This is a genomic window from Thermus oshimai DSM 12092 (assembly GCF_000373145.1).
In the GTDB taxonomy this organism is placed as follows: domain Bacteria; phylum Deinococcota; class Deinococci; order Deinococcales; family Thermaceae; genus Thermus; species Thermus oshimai.
In genome coordinates this window covers 1-17,557 of the sequence record NZ_KB890603.1, presented here as the reverse complement: position 1 = coordinate 17,557, position 17,557 = coordinate 1, and the positions used below count along the sequence as shown (strand labels likewise).

Here is a 17,557-nt window from a genome sequence, read left to right as displayed (position 1 = left end):
GTGGAAGATGGCGACCAAGGTTTTGGTCCTAGGCGGCGGCTCGGGTGGCCTGGTGGCGGCCAACAAGGTGAAGAAGCTCCTGGGTGAGGCGGTGGAGGTCACCCTGGTGGACCGGAACACCCACCACGAGTTCATGCCCGCCTACCCCTGGGTGGCCTTCGGCATGCGGGAGCCGGAGCAGGTCCGCCGCCCCCTGGCCAACCTGGAAAAGCGGGGGATCCGCTACCTCCAGGCCACGGTGGAGGCCCTGGACCCGGCCCAAAACCGGGTGAAGACCAGCGCCGGGGAGCTTTCCTACGATTACCTGGTGGTTTCCCTGGGGGCGGAGCCCCTCCCTTCCCCCGCCCCCGACGGCCATGCCCCCTGGAGCCTGGGGGGGGCTCTTCGCCTGCGGGAGGTCCTGAAGGGCTTTAAGGGAGGGAAGGTGGTGGTGGGGGTTTCCTCCCCCTACTACCCCTGCCCGCCCGCGCCCTACGAGGTGGCGGGCCAGGTGGAGTTCGCCCTGAAGGTCAAGGGGGTCCGGGACAGGAGCACGGTGGAGGTCTTCCACCTGAACCCCATGCCCCTTGCGGGGATGGGGCCGGTGATCTCCGGCAAGGTGATGGAGATCCTCCGCTCCAAGGGGATCGTCTTCCACGGGGAGTTTGAGCCCGTGGCCTTTGAGGGCGGGAAGGTGCGGGCCAAGGACGGCCGGGAGCTTGCCTACGACCTCCTCATCCTCACCCCGCCCTTCGCCCCCAACCGGGTGGTGCGGGAAAGCCCCCTGGCGGGCCCGAACGGGTTCCCCGAGGTGGACCGGGCCACCTTCCGCTCGGCCAAGTACCCCAACGTTTTCGTCATCGGGGACACGGTGAACCCGGCCCTCATGCTGCCCCCGGCGGGAGTGGTGGCCCACTTCCAGGGGGAGTACGTGGCGGGGGTCATCGCCTCGGACCTCAAGGGGGCCTACATCGGGGAGCCTTTCAACCCCGTGGCCATGTGCATCATGGACTTCGGCGACAACGCCCTCCTGCCCCAGTGCTCCTTTGACCGGGTGCTTTCGGGCACGGGCATGCCCTCCTGCGGCGTGATGGCCGTGGGCAAGTGGGTGCGGGTGACCAAGATGCTCTTTGAGGGCTTCTGGTTCTCCACCCTCATCGAGTAGGAGGCGGCCATGACGGTAGAGGAACGGCTGAGCCGGATTGAAGAGGTCCTGGAGAAAAGCGGCCTGGGGCTGATGGCCCAGGTGGGGGTGGGGGAGACCCTTTCGGAGAACCTGGGCCTCCTCTTGGACCCCAAGAACCTCCAGCTGGTTTCCCTCTTGGCCCGCTTCCTGGACCAGGCGGAGGCCTTGGAGAAGCTGGCGGAGACCCTGGAGAAGCTGGAGCGCTCGGGGGCTTTGGCTTTCCTCGGGCACCTTTCGGAGAACTTTGGGGAGGGCCTGGGGATGCTCATGGAGCCCCAGGTCCTTCGCCTCCTCTCCCACGGGGCCAACGTCTTGGACATCCTCTCCCGCATTGAGCCCGCGGCGGTGGGGATGATGGCGGGGGCTTTGCAGAAGGGGCTTTCCGAGACCTTCACCCCCGAGGTCCTGCGGGACCCACCCAAGGTGGGCCTGGCGGGGCTTTTGCGCCAGCTTTCCGACCCCGAGGTGCAGAAGGCCTTGGGGGTCCTCTTCCTCCTCCTCAAGGCCCTGGGCCGGGCCTTCGGGCACATGAACGAGGAGATGAAGGCCCTCGAGGCCCTCATGGCCAAGATGATGCCCAAGCGCTAAAGCCCCCATCCCGGCGCGCGCCGGGATGGGGTTTAGGCGAAGGTCACCCGGTTCCGCCCCGCTTCCTTGGCCCTGAGAAGGGCGAAGTCGGCCTTCAGGATCCAGTCCTCCAGCTCCTCCAGGCTCTTCGGCACCTTTCCCCCGGCCACCCCCGCGGAGAGGGTGAGGGGGTGGGGGATGGGGGGGATGGCCTCCCCCCTAAAGCGGGCGCGGATCCGCTCCACCACCTCCCGGGCGGCCTCCAGGTCTGCCCCGTAGAGGACCAGGAGGAACTCCTCCCCCCCATAGCGCACGGCCAGGTCCTCCCGGCGGACGCTGGCCTGGACGATGGCTCCAAGCCGCCTCAGGACCTCGTCCCCCACGGGGTGGCCGTAGGCGTCGTTCACGCTTTTGAAGCGGTCGATGTCCAAAAAGGCCACGCTCACCGGGGCGGCGTAGCGCGAGGCCAGGGCCAGAAGCTTGGGGAGCTCCAGCTCCAGGCCCCGCCGGTTCCAGAGGCCGGTGAGGGGGTCTTGGAGGGCCATGGCCCCCCATTCCATCTGCCGGAGCACCTGGCGGATCCGTTCCCCGAGAAGGGCCAAGGCCCCGGGGAAGTCCTCGGCGGAGGGGGTTTGGAAGTAGAGGAAGGCCGCGTCCCCGTTCATGGGGATGGGCACCGCGTGGGGGGTCCTTTCCCCCACCAGCCCCCGGCGGGCCCGCACCTCGAGGCCCACCGCCTCCGGCCAGAGCTCCCGGGCCGCCTCCAGGGCCTCCAGGAGGAGGGCCTCCGGGCTCAGGGTCTGGGTGACCCGGGGGCTTAGGCGGTTCAGGCGTTCCAGGAAATGCCCCCAGCGCGCCTGCCGCGCGGTAATCCGCTTCCTCTCTAGGTAGCCCGCGTAGAGGAGGCCAAGCCCCCCCACCAAGGCCCCGTACAGGGCCAGGAGGCGGAGGCCTAAGGGGCTAGGGTCTCCCAGGAGGGTGGCCGGCATGGCCCAAACCCCGAAGAAGGCCAGCCCCGGTCCCAGGAAGGACGGGAGGGCCACAGGCCCAAGCCCCAGGGCGAAGAAGAGGTAGGCCAGACCCCATAGGAGGTGCACGGGGTGGCCCGTGGGGTACCCCCCTTGGGCCTCCAGGACCACGTAGGCCAGATCGGCCACCAGGAAGAGGAGGAGCCCCACCAGGACCAGGGCCTCCTTGAGGTTCATCTCCTGGAGGAGCCGTTCCGCCCGGGGCAGGAAGAGGAGGAGGAGGAGGGCGTCCCAGAGGGCGTACACCCGGTCCACCCCCCCAGGGACCATGGCCCCGTAAAGGCCCCCCAAGGCCAGGGGCAGGAGGGCCCGGGTGCACCGGACAGGCTTTCCCGGCAGGCTTAAAAGGGCCAGGGTGAGGAGGGCGTACCCCAGAAAGTAGGGGAGCTCCAAGAGGGGGTTCCCCTCCTCTCCTCGGAGTTCTTCCAGGCTCCATAGGAGGTCCCCCAGGCCGAACCCGAGCACGGCCCCGCCCCAGACCGGAGCCCTGTGGCGCAGGAGGTACCCCCCCGCCAGGAGGGCCACCAGGGGCTCCACCCAGAGCTCGCTGAAGGGGGCGGTGGGCGGGAATAAGCCCAGGAATCCCAGAACAACCAAGAAAGCCAAAATAAACCCCACGGCCTCAGTTTAGCCGAGGTCGGGGCGGAAGGAGGGGCATTTACCCCTGGGCCAGGGCCTCGAGGGCCCCCCTCAGGGCCTCAATCCCCTTTAGGAATTCCTCCACCTCCACGTGCTCGTGGGGGGTGTGGTCCAGGGTGGAATCCCCGGGCCCGTAGGCCACCATGGGCACCTTCCAGTGGGGGGCCAGGACGTTCATGTCGCTGGTGCCCGTCTTGTACTTGAAGACGGGCCTGCCCCCCGCCCGGCGGATCCCCTGCCTTAAGGCGCGGGTCAGGGGGGTGTCCTTGGGGCCCACGTAGGGCACCTCCCGCCCGAAGAACTCCAGCTCCAGGGTGGGGGGGGCGTAGGCCGTGAGGTGGCGGATGGCCTCCTCCGGGGGGAGCCTGGGGGGAAGCCTAAGGTCAAAGAACATCTCCGCCTTTTGCTTGAGCTCCGCCGGATACACCCGGAAGTCCCGGAGGGTGTACTGCACCTGGTCAAAGGGCCTTTGCCCCACGTTCATGGCCTCGGCCCAGGCCTTGATGGCCACGAAGTAGCTGATGAGCTCCTCCGCGGCGTTGGGCTCGTGGTGGGCGGAGTGGAAGTGGTCCTTCTCCCGCCGGACCCGGACGAGGAGCCTCCCCTTGTACCCCAGGGTGATCCCCTCCCAACCCGAGGGCTCCCCGATGACCACGTAGTCCGGCGTGAGCCTGGGGGCCACGAACCGCGCCCCCTTGGAGCTTGGGGCCTCCTCCTCCGTGGCCCCCACCAGGTGGACGGTAAGGCGCTTCCTGGCGGCCTCCGAAAGCCCCGCCGCGGCGAAGACCATGGCCACGAAGGGGCCCTTGGCGTCCACCGCCCCCCGCCCGAAGAGCTTGCCGTCCACAAGCCGGACCGGCACCGCCCCGGGCACGGTGTCGATGTGCCCCAGGAGGACCACCTGGATGGGCCCTTCCCCCACCCGGCCCCGGGCGTTGTCCGCCTCGTCCACGAAGGCCTCGAGGCCGAGCCGCTGCATCCCCTCCACCAGGTATTCCGCCACCAGGCGCTCTTCCCCGGAAGGGGAGGGGATCTCCAGGGCCCCTTTCAGGAACTCAACGGGATCCAAGGCGCTTGCGCTCATACGCTTCCTTGCTCCACCCCACGTCCTTGAGGATGCCGAGCAGGGTCCCCGGGCGCAGGAGCTCCCCTGGGTGCACCGGCACCGTGGTGGCCCGGCCGTCCGGGTGCTTGAGCCGGACATGGCTTCCCCGGACGCGCACCACCTGGAACCCTTCCTTTTCCAAAAGCCGAACCAGCTCCTCCCCGGTGACGAGGGTCAGGCGGGGGCTCACGCCGCTTCGATCACCAGCTCCCCTTCCAGGCCCAAAAGCTGAATGTTTTCCTCGTCCAAGGAGACGGCCACCGCCTCCTCCAACCGCTTTAGGAGCTCTTCCCAGCTCTTTGCCTGGGTGTGGGCCTGGAGTTCGGGCACGTGGGCCACCAGATAGCCTTCTTCGTCCCTTTCCAAAAGGACCCGGTAGCGGCGCCTCATCTTCTTAGCTTAGCACCGCCCGCACCGCCTCCACCACCCGCGCCAGGTCTTCCCTCTCTATCACCAGCGGGGGGAGGAAGCGGATGACCGTGGGCCCCGCCTGCAGGGTGAGGACCCGGTGCTCCTTCTCCAGGCGCTCAATGTAGGGGGCGGCCTTCTCCTTGAGCTCGAGGCCCACCATGAGCCCCAGGCCCCGCACCTCCCGGATCTTGGGGGAGGGGATCTTGCGGAGCTCGTCCATAAACCAGGGCCCAAGCTCCGCCGCCCGTTCCCAAAGCCGGGTGCGCTCCAGGTAGCGAATGGCGGCCACCCCCGCGGCCATGGCCAGGGGGTTCCCCCCGAAGGTGGTGCCGTGCCCGCCCTTGGGCATGGCCTGGGCCACCTCCGCCCGCATCACCGCAGCCCCCAGGGGCACCCCGCCCCCTAGGGCCTTGGCCAGGGTGAGGATGTCGGGCACGATGCCGTAGTGCTCAAAGGCGAAGCGCCGCCCGGTGCGCCCCATGCCGGTCTGGATCTCGTCCAGGATGAGGAGGGCCCCCCGCTCTTGGGTGATCTCCCGGGCCGCCTTTAGGAACTCCAAGGTGGCGGGGCGCACCCCCCCTTCCCCCTGGACGGGCTCCAGGATCACCGCGGCCGTCTCCCCGTCCACCGCCCTTTCCAGGGCCTCCACATCGTTGTAGGGGATGAACTCCACGGGCTCCACCAGGGGCATAAAAGGCTCCCGGTACTTGGGCTCCCAGGTGACGGAGAGGCTCCCCATGGTCCTGCCCGAGAAGCCCCGCATGGCGGCCACGAACTTCTTCCTTCCCGTGTAGGCCCGGGCGAACTTGAGGGCGGCCTCGTTGGCCTCCGTGCCCGAGTTCACCGGGAAGACCCGGTTGAGCTCGGGGGGCAGGATGGAGACCAGGGTGCGGTAGAACTCCCCCCGGGTGGGGGTGGGCAGGGTTTGGGGCATGGAGAGGAGGAGCTCGGCCTGGCGCTTCACCGCCTCCACCACCTCGGGGTTGCTGTGGCCCAGGTTGGCCACCCCGTACCCCCCCACGCAGTCTATGTACTCGTTCCCCTCCGCATCCCACACCTTAGCCCCTTCCCCCCGCACCAGGAGAAGGTCGTGCTTGGTGTAGACCCCGGTGTCCAGCTCCTTTTCCGCCTCAAGAAGCGCCCGCCAGTTCTCCAGGGTGACGTTCATGGCCCCTCCCTATAAAGAAAAGCCCCGGGGCCTGCCCGGGAAGCTTCGGCTTCCCAGGCGGGCTCTAGGTTTTGCCCCGGGCGCTCATCTCCTCTAAGCCTAGGGGCCTGCGCCCTCCCTGTCAACGCTCCGCCTCAACCAAAGGTTGAAAAGGGCCAGGAGGAAGAACCCGGGCAGGCCCAGGACCCCCACCAGGAGGTCGTGGGTCCTTTCAAAGGGGAGGAGGGAAAGCCCCGCCACCCCGTTTAAGGTTCCGTGGAGGAGGGCCGGGGCGAGAAGGCTTCCCCCCTTTTCCCGGACGTAGAGGAGGGCGGGGGTGAGGAGGAGGGTGAAGAGGGTCATGGCCCCCACGCCCAGGATGGGGGTGTTCGGGTAGTTGTGCCCCATGAGAACGAGGGGGGCGTGCCAGAGCCCCCAGACGAGGCCGATTTCCAAAGAGGCGGGCCAGAACCCTTTGGGCTTTAAACGCGCCCACAGGTACCCCCGCCACATGAGCTCCTCCCCCAGGGCGAAGAGGAGGTTCACCGTGGCCCCTGCCAGGAGCCCCCCCAGGATGCCCCCCAAGAACGCCATCCAGAGGAGGGCGCCTTCGGGGATGGCCAGGGCTTCTTTGGGGAGGGTGGCCTTCAGGGCCTCTGCCCCCCGCCAGGGGGCGAGGGGAAGGGTTAAGGGGATGGAAAAGAGGGTGAGCCCCACGGGGAAGAGCCAGGCGAAGAGCCAGTGGCGGTTGGGCTTGAGGGCGAGGGGCAGGCGGAGCCCCTCCTTCCTGCTGAAGTAGAGGGCCACCAGGCCCGGAACCCACATGTAGGCTGCGCTGAAGGCGATGTAGGCGGGGGTGCCCACCCCCCCACCCCAAAGCCAGAAGAGAAGGGCCAAAGACCAGGAGAGGCCGAAGGTCCAGTAGAGCGCTTTCATCGTGTCTCCTTCCAGGCGAGGAGGGGCCTAGGGTTCCTGGGGTTCATCCGCATCCTTCCAACGCCCCGCCCGCTTCGCGGCCTCCTTCAGGAGGTATTCGATCTGGGCGTTCACGCTCCTCAGCTCGTCCTGGGCCCACTTCTCCAGAACCCGGTAGAGCCTGGGGTCCAGCCGGAGCAAGAAGGCTTTCTTTTCCCGCCCCCTTTCGCCCATCAGGTGTAAAGGGTGCCGGCGTTGATCACCGGCTGGGCCTGGGCCTCGGAGACCAGGGCCACCATGAGGTTGTTCACCATGGCCGCTTTTCGTTCCTCGTCCAGGGCGATGCCCTCGGCCTCGAGGCCCATAAGGGCCTCCTTCACCATCCCCACCGCGGCCTCCACGATGAGCTTCCGGGCGGCCACCACCGCCTGGGCCTGCTGGCGGCGGAGCATGGCCTGGGCCACCTCGGGGGCGTAGGCCAGGTGGGTGAGCCGGGCCTCCAAGACCTCCACCCCCGCCACCTTGAGCCGCGCTTCCACCTCTCCCTTTAGCTCCTCCGCCAGCTCCTCGGGGTTGCCCCTTAAGGACTTCTCCTCCCCGTCGTAGGGGTAACGGCTCGCCAGGGCCCTTAGGGCGGTTTCGGACTGGATGGCCACGAAGCTGGCGTAGTCCTCCACCTGGAAGAGGGCCTTGGCCGAGTCCACCACCCGCCAGGCCACCACCGCGGCGATCTCAATGGGGTTGCCGTGGGCGTCGTTCACCTTGAGCCGGTCGGAGTTGAAGTTGTGCACCCTCAAGGAGACCCGCTTTTTCACCGTGAAGGGGTTCACGTAGTGGAACCCCGCCTCCCGCACGCTCCCCACGTACCGCCCCAGGAAGGTCAGGACCCGGGCCTCGTTGGGCTGGACGGTGATGAGCCCCGCCCCGGCGAGGCCCGCGAGGAGGAGGCCCCCGATGAGGTGAAAAAGATAAAGCGCCTCGCGCTCCGCCGACCCCTCCTTCAGGGCCCACCCCGCCCAGAAAAGCCCGAGGAGGAGAGCCCCTAACCCCAAAAAGCCGCTGGTCCGCCACGCCCGAACCTCTTTGATCTCCATACCGCCTCCTTCAGTTTCGGAACACCACCTCCTCCCGGCGGAAGACCCCCACCGCCAGGAGGAAGGCCAGGGCCGCGTACACCAGGGTGGAGCCCCAGGTGAGGGCCAGGCTCAAGGGCTCCGCCTGCCCCCGGAAGAGCCCGTCCATGAGGAGGGCCACGTTGAGCACGGGGACGAGGTGGTGCCAGGCCTCGAGGGTGAAAAAGCCCCTGAACTGGAGGAAGAGCAGGGGGAAGAGGACGAGGAGCTGCAGGGGGGCCATGTAGCTTTGGGCCTCCTTGAAGCTCCGGGCGTAAAGCCCCAGGGCCACCATCACCGCCCCCATGAAGAGGGCCAGGAGGAAGCCGGTGACGAAGAGGGCCAGAAACTCCCCGCCCGTCAGGGCCACCCGCCCCCCTAGCTCCATCGCCCCTTCCAGCCTTCCGCTTAAGAGCCCCCCCAAGGCCAGGCCCAAAAGCCCGGCGGAGCCCGAGAGGAGGGCCATGGCCACCGTGGCCAGGGCCTTGCCTAGGGCCAGGTGGGGGAGGGGCACGGGGGCAGAGAGGAGGGCCTCGAGGGTGCCCTTCTCCTTCTCCCCGGCGGTGGCGTCCACCGCCACCACCTGCCCCCCCGAGAGGATGAAGATCACCAGGAAGAAGGGGAGGAGGAAGCCGAGAAGCCCCGCGGCCCGCTCCCTCTCCGGGGAAGCGTCCACCACCTCCACCCGGAAGGGGGTGAGGACCTCCAGGGGCACCCCCTTGGCCTTTAGGGCTTCGGCCACCGCCTCCTCCTTCAAAAGGGCCAGGGCCTTTTCCACCTTCCCCACCGCCACCTGGCCCTCCCCGGGCCCCCCGGCCAGGCGGCCGTAGACCCGGTAGGCCCCCCCTCCGTACTCCACCCCCGCGGGGTAGGCCCCCTTCTCCACCGCCCCCCTTGGGTCCTCCACGGGCACGGGCTTGAGCCCCTGGGCCTCAAGGGCCTGGAGGGCCTCTTGGGGAAGCCCCCGCGCCGCCACCTCCTGCACCTCCTTTGCGCTTCGCTCCAGGATGCGGGAGAAGAAGAGGGTGGGGCCAAAGGCAAAGACCGGCATCAGGAGCACGGGAAGCACCAGGGTGGAGAAGACGAGCTTCCGGTCCCGGAACACCTGCAAAAGCTCTTTGCGGAAGATGCGGGTTACCGTTTCCATCCTTCCCTCACCACCTTTACAAAAGCCCGTTCTAGGTTTCCTTCGCCCAGGGCCAGGGCCTCGGCCTTCTCCCCTTCCCAAAGGAGGCGCCCTTGGTGGAGGAACCCCACCCGATCCGCCACCTCCTCGGCCTCCGCCATCACGTGGGTGGAGTAAACCACCGTGTGCCCCAGGTCCCGGTAGGCCTTCACGAAGTCCAGAAGGGCCCGGCGGGCGAAGATGTCCAGCCCTGCGGTGGCCTCGTCCAGGATGAGGACCGGTGGGCGGTGGAGGATGGCCCGGGCGATGACCACCTTCTGCCGCATCCCCGTGGACATCTCCAGCACCTTTTTGTCCAGGGTTTCCTCCAGGCCAAGAAGCTCCACCGCCCAGTCCAGGGCCTCCCGGAAGGCCCGGCCCTTAAGCCCGTAGAAGCCGGCGAAAAACTCCAGCACTTCCCGGCCCGTAAGCCTTTCGTAGACCCGCATGCCCCCGTTCACCAGCCCCAGCCTCCGGCGGACCTCGAGGGGCTCTTTGAGGATGTGGAACCCCGCCACCCAGGCCTCCCCCCCGCTGGGCCGCACCAGGGTGGCCAGCATGCGCAAGGTGGTGGTCTTGCCCGCCCCGTTGGGGCCCAGGAGGGCGTAGACCTCCCCCGGCTGCACCCTAAAGCTCAGCCCCTCTACGGCTAGGGCTTTGGGGTAGCGCTTCTCCAAGCCTTTGGCCTCCACCATGCCTGCATGTTAACATGGTGATATCATTTTGCAAGAGGGTAGACGGCGCCCCATAATGGGGGTAGGCATGAAGGCCATGACCTTCTGGGTGAAGCCCAAAAGCTCCGTGGAGGCCCTACCCGAGGCCAGGGACCTGGTAGAGGACCTCCTCGGGATCTTTCTGGAGTACTTTCCCGAGTACGAGGGCTGTCTGGGCTTCTCCCAGTCCCCGAGAAGGCCCCGCTACCTCTTCCTCTACATGGAAGGCCCCTGTGGGGGCCTCCTCCCCAGCGCGGCCGCCTTTCTCAAGGAGCTTTTGGAGACCGCCTTCCCCCAGGCGGAGGTGCGGGTGTACGGGAAGCCTTGGGCCTAGCGCCGCTTTTTGACCAGCCACCCCTCTTCCCGCACCCCGAGCCTGGCGTTCACCACCCGGGCCAGGACGAAGAGGAGGTCGGAAAGCCGGTTCAGGTAGCGGATGACCTCGGGGTTTACGGGCTCCTCCCGGCTTAGGGCCACCACCTTGCGCTCGGCCCGGCGCACCACCGTGCGGGCCAGGTGGAGCGCGGCGGCCGCGGGGTGCCCCCCGGGGAGGATGAAGCCCTGGAAGGGGGGGCTTTCCTCCTGGTAGCGGTCTATGGCCTTTTCCAGCCCCTCCACGTCCTCCGCGTCCATGCGGGCGATGTTCTTCTCGTAGGGGCTGCCCATGCGCGTGGCCAGGTCCGCCCCCAGGTCAAAGAGGGCGTTTTGGATGCGTTCCAGGAGGTCCTGGAGGTCCAGCTGTTCGGGGGGGAGGAGGCTTCGGGCCAGGCCGATGGCGGAGTTGGCCTCGTCCACGGTGCCGTAAGCCTCCACCCGGGGGTGGGCCTTCACCACCCGCTCGGCCCCATAGAGGCCGGTTTCCCCCGCGTCCCCGGTCTTGGTGTAGATCTTCATGGGGCCATTGTAAAGGGAAAGCCCCCGGAGTGTGGACCTCCGGGGTCACCTTGGCGGGCCCGAGAGGATTCGAACCCCTGACCTGCTGATCCGTAGTCAGCCGCTCTATCCAACTGAGCTACGGGCCCAAGCCAAGCATCACCCTACCACGGGAAGGCCTCTACTGTCAATAATGGGGGCCATGCGGGAATCCTCGTTGGAGGCGGCGATTCTTGCCCTTCTTGGGGAGGGGAAGGACCTCGAGGCCCTCCTCCTGGCCCTCAAGCCCCGCTTTCCCCGCCTAAGCCGCGCCCGGCTCTTTGGCCTTTTGGTGCGGATGCGCCGCCGGGGGCTTGTGGTCTACCGGGAAGGGCGTTTTCTACGGGCGGAGGAAGCGCACCACCCGTAGGCCTTCCGTCACCTGGACCTCGTACCGCCCTCCCGGGGGAAGGCCCCGGATGGAAAACCGGGCCTCCCCGGTGGGGTGGAAGAGGGCCAGGGTGGTCCGGGTCCCGTCGGGGGCCAGGTGGGCCAGGTGGAAGTGGGTCCCCCCCTGGACCCGGACCGCCACCTCCTCCCCCTCCTCCCGGAGGTCCACCTGGGGCGCGGCCTGGGGGGTGAGGGGGGCGGTCCGTTCCAGGAGGAGGCGGCTTCCCTCGTAGAGGGCCAGCCGGCGGTAGGTCCCCACGGGGATGAGGGCCTCCAGGTGGAGGTGGCCTTCGCTGTCCTCCAGGGCGTAGACGGGGTAGGAGACCCCATCCGCTTCCAGGCGGTAGGAAGAGGGGCGGCCCTCGGGGCGGAAGGGGCCAAGGAGGGGGGGCCTGAGGCGCACCTGCCCGTCCGCCACCAAGGCGGTGAAGAGGAGGTTTTCTTCGCTTCCCAAGGGCGTTAGGCTTTGGGGTCTTGGGGGGTTGGCCTCGAGGAAGCCCTGGGCCCCCTCGTAGGTGTAGTCGGAGATCCACAAGGGGCTGCAGTAGCTCATGAGGTCGCGGTAGGTGCTGGGGTCTTTGAGGCTTCCGTTCCTGCGGTCGTAGCCCCAGGTGCCGATGGACCCGTTCGCGTAGGGGTAGTTGGGATCCCCGGAAACCCCGCAAGGGGCGTGCTCCCGCCCGAAGTTGTGGCCGAGCTCGTGGGCCATGACCGCGGGGGCGCTACTCGCGTAGTCCCAGCCCGCGGCCACGGGGAAGCCGAGGTACCCGATCCCCGCGATCCCCGAGGTGTAGCCCACCCGCACGAAGCCGTAGTAGTAGCGCCCGCTGCCGTCCGCCTGGCGGAGGAGCCTTAGTCCATCCAGGAGGTCGGACCAGCTGGAGCCGTCTGTGGCGCTTAGGGTGCCGGCGTAGGTGTAGGGGGCCCGGGTGGTGTAGTTCACGTCCTTTAGGGGCCAGACCGCAAGAAGGGTTTCGGAAAAGCTGGGCACCGTGGCCGTAACCCCCTGGTGGACCACTGGGACCAGGGTGAGGTGGAGGACCGTGCCCGCCCCCACCTCCGGGGTGAGGGTGCGGGCGTTGTCGGCCTCGTTCGTTTCCGCCACCTGGTTGTTTGGGTCGGCCAAAAGCTCCACCCGGAGGCCCGGGGCCATCCAGGAGGCGGGCAGGGTGGCGCGGCAGGTGGTGGTGAGGTCCCCCTGGAGGGTGGCGGTGGGGAGGGGGTTGGGGCAGGTGAAGGTGAGGTTGCCCCGGAAGGTGCCCCCCGCGTACACCGCCCCCGAGAGGGGGGTGGAGAGGTTTATCGGGTCAGGGCTTGCCACTAGGTGCACCCGGAGGAGGGCTTCCTTCCCCGAAACCAGGCGGAGGCGTTCCTTTAAGACGCCTTGGCCCCACTCCACCTTGCCGATGGAAAGGTTTTGGCCCGTCTGCCCGTTGACCTGCAGGGTGAGGCCCACTTCCTTGGTCAGGGTGGACCTTTAAGGGGTAGGTGCCGGGGGCCAGGCTTGGGCTTGCCTGAAGCTCCAGGTTGGGCGCGGAGGGGATGGGTGTGGAAGTGGGGGAAAGGGCCACAGGGGTGAAGGGGTTCCCCTGGCCGTCCACCAGCTGGAGGGTGAGGGTGCCCCCGTTTCCGGTGACGGAGAGGCGCACGTAGGCCGTCCCCCCGGGGGCTAGGGAAAGGGTGTCCGACTCCAGGACCATGGAAAAGTCCGAAGAGGGGGTGCTCTGAACCGTAAGGGTGAGGTCGGCCTCCCGCACCAGGCTTCCTGCGGTGCCCCGGACCTTTAGGGGGTAGGTGCCTGGGTTCACCCCCGTGCCCACGTTTAGGGTGAGGGTCTGGGTGGTGGGGCCGTTCACGGCCACCTGAGTGGGGTTGAGGGTCACCCCCGCCGGGGCTCCTTGGAGGGATAAGGTTACCGTGCCGGTGAAGCCGTTTTGGGGGGTGAGGGTGAGGGTGGGGGTGCCGCTACCCCCTTGCGGCACGCTGAGGCTGGTGGGGTTGAGGCTGAGGGTGAAGTTGGGTGCTCCCGTGACCGTCAGGCTGAGGTTGACCGTTTTGGTGAGGCTGCCTGAGGTGGCCCGGAGGGTGAGGGGGTAGGGGCCCGGGGCCACGGAGGAGGCCACGTTCAGGGTCAGGACTCTGGTCACGGGGCCAGGCCCTGTCACGTTCACGCTGGTGGGGGAGAGGGTTACCCCGCTGGGGGCTCCTTGGAGGGACAGGGTTACCGTGCCGGTGAAGCCGTTTTGGGGGGTGAGGGTGAGGGTGGGGGTGCCGGTGCCCCCCTGCTGGACTTCCAGACTCGAGGGCGTTAGGCGGAGGTCAACGTCCGGTGCGGGGGCTTGCCAGCACCCGCCAAGGAGCAAGGCCGTAAGGAGGAGGGCTACCCACAAGGGTCTCATGCCTCGACAACCCTAGCAGGGGGAAGGGGCCTATGGATGAGAGGTGCTATCCTAGGCCTTAATGCGGGCGGGCCTCGAGGCCAAGCGACTTGTGGTCAAGGTGGGGAGCGCGGTCCTGGCCGGGGAGGGGGGCTTGGAAAGGCCGGTCATGGCCGAGCTGGCCCGCCAGGTGGCCCTCCTCAGGCGGGGGGGGCGGGAGGTGATCCTGGTCTCCTCGGGGGCGGTGGCCGCGGGCCGGGCGGCGATGGGCCTGCCCCGCCCCAAGGACATGCCCCTGAAGCAGGCCCTGGCGGCCATCGGCCAGCCCCTCCTTATGCAGGCCTGGCGGGAGGCCTTCCGGGCGGAGGGCCTCGAGGTGGCCCAGGTCCTCCTCACCGCCGAGGACCTGGCCCACCGGGAGCGCTACCTGAACGCCAAGGCCACCCTTCTGGCCCTTCTTGGGCTTGGGGTGGTGCCCATCGTGAACGAGAACGACACCGTGGCCTTCCACGAGATCCGCTTTGGGGACAACGACCAGCTCTCCGCCCGGGTGGCCCCCCTGGTGGAAGCGGGGCTCCTCGTCCTCCTTTCCGACGTGGAGGCCCTCTATGAGGCGGACCCCAAGAAGAACCCTGGGGCGAGGCCCATCCCCGAGGTGGCCTCGGTGAAGGAGGTCCTGACTTTGGCGGGGGAGGGGAACCCCTTGGGGAGCGGGGGCATGCGCTCCAAGCTCCTGGCCGCGGGGATGGCCGCCCGGGTGGGGATCCCCACCCTCCTCCTCCCGGGCCGGCGCCCGGGGGTCCTCCTGGCGGCCCTTAGGGGGGAGCCCTTGGGCACCTACTTCCACGCCCAGCGCCGCTACCGGGGGGCGCGGGCCTGGCTTTACCAGAACCTGAGCCCCAAGGGGGCGCTGGTCCTGGACGAGGGGGCGGTGCGGGCCCTAAGGGAGCGGGGGGCGAGCCTCCTCCCCTCCGGGGTCAAGGAGGTGCAGGGGCGGTTCGGGCGGGGGGAGGTGGTGCGCCTCCTTTCCGAGAGGGGAGAGGAGGTGGGCCTGGGGCTTGCCGCCTACGCCTCGGAGGAGATCGCCCGCATCAAGGGGCGCCACAGCCGGGAGATTGAGGCCATTCTGGGCTACCGCTACACGGAGGAGGTGGTCCACCGGGACCACCTGGTCTTGAAGGAGGAGGCATGATCCGGGAACTGGCCGAGCGCGCGCGGGCGCGGCTTGCGGAGATCGCGAAGGGCAACCGGGACGGGGCCCTCCTCGCCATGGCCCAGCTTCTGGAGGCCAGGTGGGAGGAGGTCCTAAGGGCCAATCGGGAGGACCTGGAGGAGGCGGAGAGGGCAGGCCTTTCCCGGGCCAAGCTGGACCGGCTGGCCCTCCGGGATAAGGACCTAAAGACCCTGGTGGAGGGCCTCCACCAGATTGCTGCCCTCCCTGATCCCCTGGGCCGGATTGAAGGGCTCTCCAAGAGGCCCAACGGCCTCCGGGTGGGGCGGATGCGGGTGCCCCTGGGCCTCATCGGCTTCATCTACGAGGCCCGGCCCGGGGCCACGGTGGAGGCGGTGGCCGTGGCCCTGAAGGCGGGGAACGCCATGCTCCTAAGGGGAGGGAAGGAGGCCTTCCGCTCCAACCAGGCGCTGGTGGCCCTCTGGCGGGAGGCCTTGGGAGAGGCGGGCCTTCCCGAAGAGGCGGTGACCCTGGTGCCCACCACGGACCGGGAGGCCATCTTGGAGATGTGCCGGCTGGAGCTTCTGGACCTCCTCATCCCCAGGGGTGGGGAAGAGCTCATCCGGCTGGTGCAAAAGGAGGCCCGGGTCCCCGTCCTGGCCCACGCCAAGGGGGTGAACCACCTCTACGTGGACGAGAAGGCGGACCTGGACATGGCCCTGCGCCTGGCCCTAAACGGCAAGGTGCAGCGCCCCGCGGTCTGCAACGCCCTCGAGGCTGTCCTGGTCCACGAGGGGGTGGCCCCCCTTTTCCTGCCCCGCCTGGAGGAGGCCATGGCCGCCCACGGGGTGGAGCTCCGGGCCTGCCCCAGGGCTCTCTCCCTCCTCCCCCGGGCGGTGCCCGCTTCCGCGGAGGAGTGGGACCAGGAGTACCTGGATCTCATCCTCCGGGTCAAGGTGGTGGCGGGCCTGGAGGAGGCCCTGGCCCACATCGCCCGCTACGGCTCCCGCCACACCGAGGCCATCTGCACGGAGGACCCCAAGGCGGCCTGGCGCTTTCTGGAGGAGGTGGACGCCAGCCTGGTGCTCTGGAACGCCTCCACCCGCTTCAACGACGGCTTCCAGCTGGGCCTGGGGGCGGAGATCGGCATCAGCACCTCCAAGCTCCACGCCTACGGCCCCATGGGGCCTTTGGAGCTCACCACCACCAAGTGGATCGCCCTGGGGGAGGGGCAGGAGAGGGGGTAGGCCCGTGAGGGAGGATCTGCAGGAAGCCTGGGGGCTGATAGAGGCGGGCCGCTATGAGGAGGCGGAGGCCTGCTTGCGCCAAGACCCCACCCCGGAGGCCCGTTTTGTCCTGGGCTACGCCCTGGCCTTTGGGGGCCGCCTCGAGGAGGCTCTAGCCCTCTACCAGGTGCTCTATCGGGAGACGGGCAGCCACAAGGCCCTCCACCAGGCGGGCTTCGTCTTGCGCCTCTTGGGCCGCTTGGAGGAGGCCCTGGCCGTCTTCAAGGAGGAGGCAAGGCTGCCCTTGGGCCCACTGGAGCGGGCGGTCAACCTCTACGAACAGGGGTATGCCGCGTTTCTCATGGGTCGCAAAGGGGAAGCCCGAAGCCTTCTAGAGGAAGGGCTCCGCTTGGCCCAGGCGGCAGGGGACCCGGCCTGTATGGCCCCCCTCCACCGGGGCCTATGGGAATGGCATCGGCGCTTTGGGAGCCCAGAAGCGGCCGAGGCGCACTGGGAGGCCGCCCGGCGCCTTTTCCTAGAGGCCGGAGATCCCCGTGGGGCCGAGGAGATGGGAAACCCTTAAAGAGGCCTTCCGCCTCTACCAGGAGGCCCACGTGCCCTTCTTCGCCGCCGCCCTGGCCTACTACGCCCTCCTTTCCCTAGCGCCTTTGCTCCTTCTCCTCCTTGGGGTTTTCGGCCTCCTGCTCCAGGGGAACCCGGCCTTGAAAGAAGGGGTCCTGGAGGCCCTGGAGGGGGTGACCCTGGCCCTTTTCCCCACCCGGCCCGAGCTGGGGGCCGACCTCCTCCGCTTCCTCACCCGGGGGGCGTTTCCCCTCACCCTGGCCTCGAGCCTCCTCCTCCTCTGGTCCGCCAGCAACTTCTTCGCCGCCTTGAGCTACGCCCTGGGCCTGGTCTTCGGCGTGCCCGCCGGGGTCAAAAACCGCCTCCTGGCCCTGGCCATGCCCTTCCTCCTGGGGCTTGGCCTCATCCTCCTGGCCCTTTTGGGCCTGGCCCTGGGCTTTGTGGTGCGCTTCCTTCCCCCAGAGTGGAGGGGGGTTTTGGGGCCTTTGGAAGACCTTCTCCCCCTTTTCCTGGCCTTTCTCCTCTTCCTCCTGGTCTACGGCCTCTTCGCCCGGCCGGGAAGGCTAAAAGACCTCCTCCCCCTGGCCAGCGGCGCGGGGGTGGGGGCCTCCCTCTTTGAGGCGGTGCGGCTTGGGCTTCCCAGGCTCCTTCCCCGCTCCCAGTACGAGCTCCTCTACGGTCCCCTGGCGGGGTTTGTCCTGGCCCTTCTGGGGCTTTACCTGGTCCTTTGGGTCTTCCTCCTGGGGGCGGTGGTGGCCCGGGCGCTAAAGGGGTAAAAAAAAGACCCCCGGGGGTCCCGGGGGTGGGGATCCAAAGCGCAGGATTCGGGCTTCATGCTCCTTAGAAAGGAGGTGATCCAGCCGCACCTTCCGGTACAGCTACCTTGTTACGACTTCGCCCCAGTCACGAGCCCTACCCTGGGCGCCTCCCT

Annotated in this window: 21 protein-coding genes, 1 tRNA gene and 1 rRNA gene; 8 read left to right on the top strand and 15 right to left on the bottom strand. The window is 68.4% G+C overall.

What is annotated here, in order from left to right; genetic code table 11:
- The first annotated feature begins 7 nt into the window (after positions 1 to 7).
- Together B043_RS0102355 and B043_RS12890 are read left to right on the top strand one after the other, a co-directional pair.
- Positions 8 to 1,144 carry an NAD(P)/FAD-dependent oxidoreductase gene (locus B043_RS0102355; protein WP_018460809.1) on the top strand — a complete coding sequence of 379 codons (1,137 nt, stop codon included), beginning with the start codon at positions 8 to 10 and terminating at the stop codon, positions 1,142 to 1,144.
- 9 nt (positions 1,145 to 1,153) lie between these two features.
- Positions 1,154 to 1,753, top strand: coding sequence for a helical membrane plugin domain-containing protein (locus B043_RS12890; protein WP_016330229.1), 600 nt, complete (start codon positions 1,154 to 1,156; stop codon positions 1,751 to 1,753).
- 32 nt (positions 1,754 to 1,785) lie between these two features.
- Here the strand turns inward: B043_RS12890 and B043_RS0102345 are convergent, their stop codons facing one another.
- The 10 genes from B043_RS0102345 to B043_RS0102300 form a co-directional block, all read right to left on the bottom strand.
- Positions 1,786 to 3,378 (bottom strand): GGDEF domain-containing protein, encoded by a 1,593-nt coding sequence (locus B043_RS0102345; RefSeq protein WP_018460808.1) that lies wholly within the window; start codon positions 3,376 to 3,378, stop codon positions 1,786 to 1,788.
- A 40-nt stretch (positions 3,379 to 3,418) separates the two neighbouring features.
- Entirely contained in the window at positions 3,419 to 4,483 is a 1,065-nt protein-coding gene (locus B043_RS0102340) for a [LysW]-lysine hydrolase (protein ID WP_018460807.1), read from the bottom strand.
- Positions 4,455 to 4,694, bottom strand: coding sequence for a type II toxin-antitoxin system HicA family toxin (locus B043_RS0102335; RefSeq protein ID WP_018460806.1), 240 nt, complete (start codon positions 4,692 to 4,694; stop codon positions 4,455 to 4,457). The genes B043_RS0102340 and B043_RS0102335 overlap by 29 nt, the downstream gene beginning before the upstream one ends.
- Positions 4,691 to 4,894 carry a type II toxin-antitoxin system HicB family antitoxin gene (locus B043_RS0102330; RefSeq protein ID WP_018460805.1) on the bottom strand — a complete coding sequence of 68 codons (204 nt, stop codon included), beginning with the start codon at positions 4,892 to 4,894 and terminating at the stop codon, positions 4,691 to 4,693. The genes B043_RS0102335 and B043_RS0102330 overlap by 4 nt, the downstream gene beginning before the upstream one ends.
- A gap of 4 nt (positions 4,895 to 4,898) precedes the next feature.
- The gene (lysJ, locus tag B043_RS0102325) at positions 4,899 to 6,083 is read right to left on the bottom strand and encodes a [LysW]-aminoadipate semialdehyde transaminase LysJ (protein ID WP_018460804.1); all 1,185 of its coding nucleotides are present in this window, start codon (positions 6,081 to 6,083) and stop codon (positions 4,899 to 4,901) included.
- Between the two features lie 99 nt (positions 6,084 to 6,182).
- On the bottom strand, positions 6,183 to 6,998 hold the full coding sequence (locus B043_RS0102320) for a CPBP family intramembrane glutamic endopeptidase (RefSeq protein ID WP_018460803.1): 816 nt from the start codon (positions 6,996 to 6,998) through the stop codon (positions 6,183 to 6,185).
- Between the two features lie 27 nt (positions 6,999 to 7,025).
- Positions 7,026 to 7,211 carry a type II toxin-antitoxin system antitoxin gene (locus B043_RS0102315; protein WP_016330222.1) on the bottom strand — a complete coding sequence of 62 codons (186 nt, stop codon included), beginning with the start codon at positions 7,209 to 7,211 and terminating at the stop codon, positions 7,026 to 7,028.
- Positions 7,211 to 8,071: an SPFH domain-containing protein gene (locus B043_RS0102310; protein ID WP_018460802.1), complete on the bottom strand. Its 861-nt coding sequence runs from the start codon at positions 8,069 to 8,071 to the stop codon at positions 7,211 to 7,213. Before B043_RS0102310 ends, B043_RS0102315 begins: the two co-directional genes overlap by 1 nt.
- Positions 8,072 to 8,081: 10 nt before the next feature.
- Positions 8,082 to 9,236 carry an ABC transporter permease gene (locus tag B043_RS0102305; protein ID WP_018460801.1) on the bottom strand — a complete coding sequence of 385 codons (1,155 nt, stop codon included), beginning with the start codon at positions 9,234 to 9,236 and terminating at the stop codon, positions 8,082 to 8,084.
- On the bottom strand, positions 9,224 to 9,949 hold the full coding sequence (locus B043_RS0102300) for an ATP-binding cassette domain-containing protein (RefSeq protein WP_018460800.1): 726 nt from the start codon (positions 9,947 to 9,949) through the stop codon (positions 9,224 to 9,226). The genes B043_RS0102305 and B043_RS0102300 overlap by 13 nt, the downstream gene beginning before the upstream one ends.
- A 67-nt stretch (positions 9,950 to 10,016) precedes the next feature.
- Between B043_RS0102300 and B043_RS0102295 the strand changes: the two genes are divergently transcribed.
- Positions 10,017 to 10,301, top strand: coding sequence for a hypothetical protein (locus B043_RS0102295; protein WP_016330218.1), 285 nt, complete (start codon positions 10,017 to 10,019; stop codon positions 10,299 to 10,301).
- Here the strand turns inward: B043_RS0102295 and B043_RS0102290 are convergent.
- A complete protein-coding gene (locus B043_RS0102290; RefSeq protein WP_016330217.1) occupies positions 10,298 to 10,861 on the bottom strand; it encodes a cob(I)yrinic acid a,c-diamide adenosyltransferase in 564 nt (187 codons plus the stop codon). The two genes, B043_RS0102295 and B043_RS0102290, sit on opposite strands and share 4 nt — an antisense overlap.
- 51 nt (positions 10,862 to 10,912) lie before the next feature.
- Positions 10,913 to 10,989: transfer RNA gene (locus B043_RS0102285), tRNA-Arg, on the bottom strand.
- A 53-nt stretch (positions 10,990 to 11,042) separates the two neighbouring features.
- On the opposite strand from B043_RS0102285, the gene B043_RS0102280 reads away from it, so the two are divergent.
- Entirely contained in the window at positions 11,043 to 11,249 is a 207-nt protein-coding gene (locus B043_RS0102280; RefSeq protein ID WP_144033129.1) for a hypothetical protein, read from the top strand.
- Here the strand turns inward: B043_RS0102280 and B043_RS12185 are convergent.
- Both B043_RS12185 and B043_RS13020 read right to left on the bottom strand, forming a co-directional pair.
- Entirely contained in the window at positions 11,220 to 12,668 is a 1,449-nt protein-coding gene (locus B043_RS12185; RefSeq protein WP_245538872.1) for a M66 family metalloprotease, read from the bottom strand. The two genes, B043_RS0102280 and B043_RS12185, sit on opposite strands and share 30 nt — an antisense overlap.
- Entirely contained in the window at positions 12,577 to 13,668 is a 1,092-nt protein-coding gene (locus tag B043_RS13020; RefSeq protein WP_018460797.1) for a COG1470 family protein, read from the bottom strand. Before B043_RS13020 ends, B043_RS12185 begins: the two co-directional genes overlap by 92 nt.
- Before the next feature lie 61 nt (positions 13,669 to 13,729).
- Here B043_RS13020 and proB point away from each other — a divergent pair, with 61 nt between their 5' ends.
- The 4 genes from proB to B043_RS0102250 are packed head-to-tail and all read left to right on the top strand — an operon-like array spanning position 13,730 to position 17,402.
- Positions 13,730 to 14,839 carry a glutamate 5-kinase gene (gene proB, locus B043_RS0102265; RefSeq protein WP_018460796.1) on the top strand — a complete coding sequence of 370 codons (1,110 nt, stop codon included), beginning with the start codon at positions 13,730 to 13,732 and terminating at the stop codon, positions 14,837 to 14,839.
- Positions 14,836 to 16,065, top strand: a complete 1,230-nt coding sequence (locus tag B043_RS0102260) for a glutamate-5-semialdehyde dehydrogenase (RefSeq protein ID WP_018460795.1) — start codon at positions 14,836 to 14,838, stop codon at positions 16,063 to 16,065. The genes proB and B043_RS0102260 overlap by 4 nt, the downstream gene beginning before the upstream one ends.
- A gap of 4 nt (positions 16,066 to 16,069) precedes the next feature.
- A complete protein-coding gene (locus tag B043_RS0102255) occupies positions 16,070 to 16,627 on the top strand; it encodes a tetratricopeptide repeat protein (RefSeq protein WP_018460794.1) in 558 nt (185 codons plus the stop codon).
- Positions 16,599 to 17,402, top strand: a complete 804-nt coding sequence (locus B043_RS0102250) for a YhjD/YihY/BrkB family envelope integrity protein (protein WP_018460793.1) — start codon at positions 16,599 to 16,601, stop codon at positions 17,400 to 17,402. The genes B043_RS0102255 and B043_RS0102250 overlap by 29 nt, the downstream gene beginning before the upstream one ends.
- 68 nt (positions 17,403 to 17,470) lie before the next feature.
- Here the strand turns inward: B043_RS0102250 and B043_RS0102245 are convergent.
- A 16S ribosomal RNA gene (locus B043_RS0102245) occupies positions 17,471 to 17,557 on the bottom strand; the annotation flags it as partial.

Bases quoted from the DNA above. Each gene is read 5' to 3' on its own strand.
- B043_RS0102355 (WP_018460809.1), top strand. From the start codon at position 8: ATGGCGACCAAGGTTTTGGTCCTAGGCGGCGGCTCGGGTGGCCTGGTG.
- B043_RS12890 (WP_016330229.1), top strand. From the start codon at position 1,154: ATGACGGTAGAGGAACGGCTGAGCCGGATTGAAGAGGTCCTGGAGAAA.
- B043_RS0102340 (WP_018460807.1), bottom strand. From the start codon at position 4,483: ATGAGCGCAAGCGCCTTGGATCCCGTTGAGTTCCTGAAAGGGGCCCTG.
- B043_RS0102330 (WP_018460805.1), bottom strand. From the start codon at position 4,894: ATGAGGCGCCGCTACCGGGTCCTTTTGGAAAGGGACGAAGAAGGCTAT.
- lysJ (WP_018460804.1), bottom strand. From the start codon at position 6,083: ATGAACGTCACCCTGGAGAACTGGCGGGCGCTTCTTGAGGCGGAAAAG.
- B043_RS0102320 (WP_018460803.1), bottom strand. From the start codon at position 6,998: ATGAAAGCGCTCTACTGGACCTTCGGCCTCTCCTGGTCTTTGGCCCTT.
- B043_RS0102315 (WP_016330222.1), bottom strand. From the start codon at position 7,211: ATGGGCGAAAGGGGGCGGGAAAAGAAAGCCTTCTTGCTCCGGCTGGAC.
- B043_RS0102310 (WP_018460802.1), bottom strand. From the start codon at position 8,071: ATGGAGATCAAAGAGGTTCGGGCGTGGCGGACCAGCGGCTTTTTGGGG.
- B043_RS0102305 (WP_018460801.1), bottom strand. From the start codon at position 9,236: ATGGAAACGGTAACCCGCATCTTCCGCAAAGAGCTTTTGCAGGTGTTC.
- B043_RS0102300 (WP_018460800.1), bottom strand. From the start codon at position 9,949: ATGGTGGAGGCCAAAGGCTTGGAGAAGCGCTACCCCAAAGCCCTAGCC.
- B043_RS0102295 (WP_016330218.1), top strand. From the start codon at position 10,017: ATGAAGGCCATGACCTTCTGGGTGAAGCCCAAAAGCTCCGTGGAGGCC.
- B043_RS0102290 (WP_016330217.1), bottom strand. From the start codon at position 10,861: ATGAAGATCTACACCAAGACCGGGGACGCGGGGGAAACCGGCCTCTAT.
- B043_RS0102280 (WP_144033129.1), top strand. From the start codon at position 11,043: ATGCGGGAATCCTCGTTGGAGGCGGCGATTCTTGCCCTTCTTGGGGAG.
- B043_RS13020 (WP_018460797.1), bottom strand. From the start codon at position 13,668: ATGAGACCCTTGTGGGTAGCCCTCCTCCTTACGGCCTTGCTCCTTGGC.
- proB (WP_018460796.1), top strand. From the start codon at position 13,730: ATGCGGGCGGGCCTCGAGGCCAAGCGACTTGTGGTCAAGGTGGGGAGC.
- B043_RS0102260 (WP_018460795.1), top strand. From the start codon at position 14,836: ATGATCCGGGAACTGGCCGAGCGCGCGCGGGCGCGGCTTGCGGAGATC.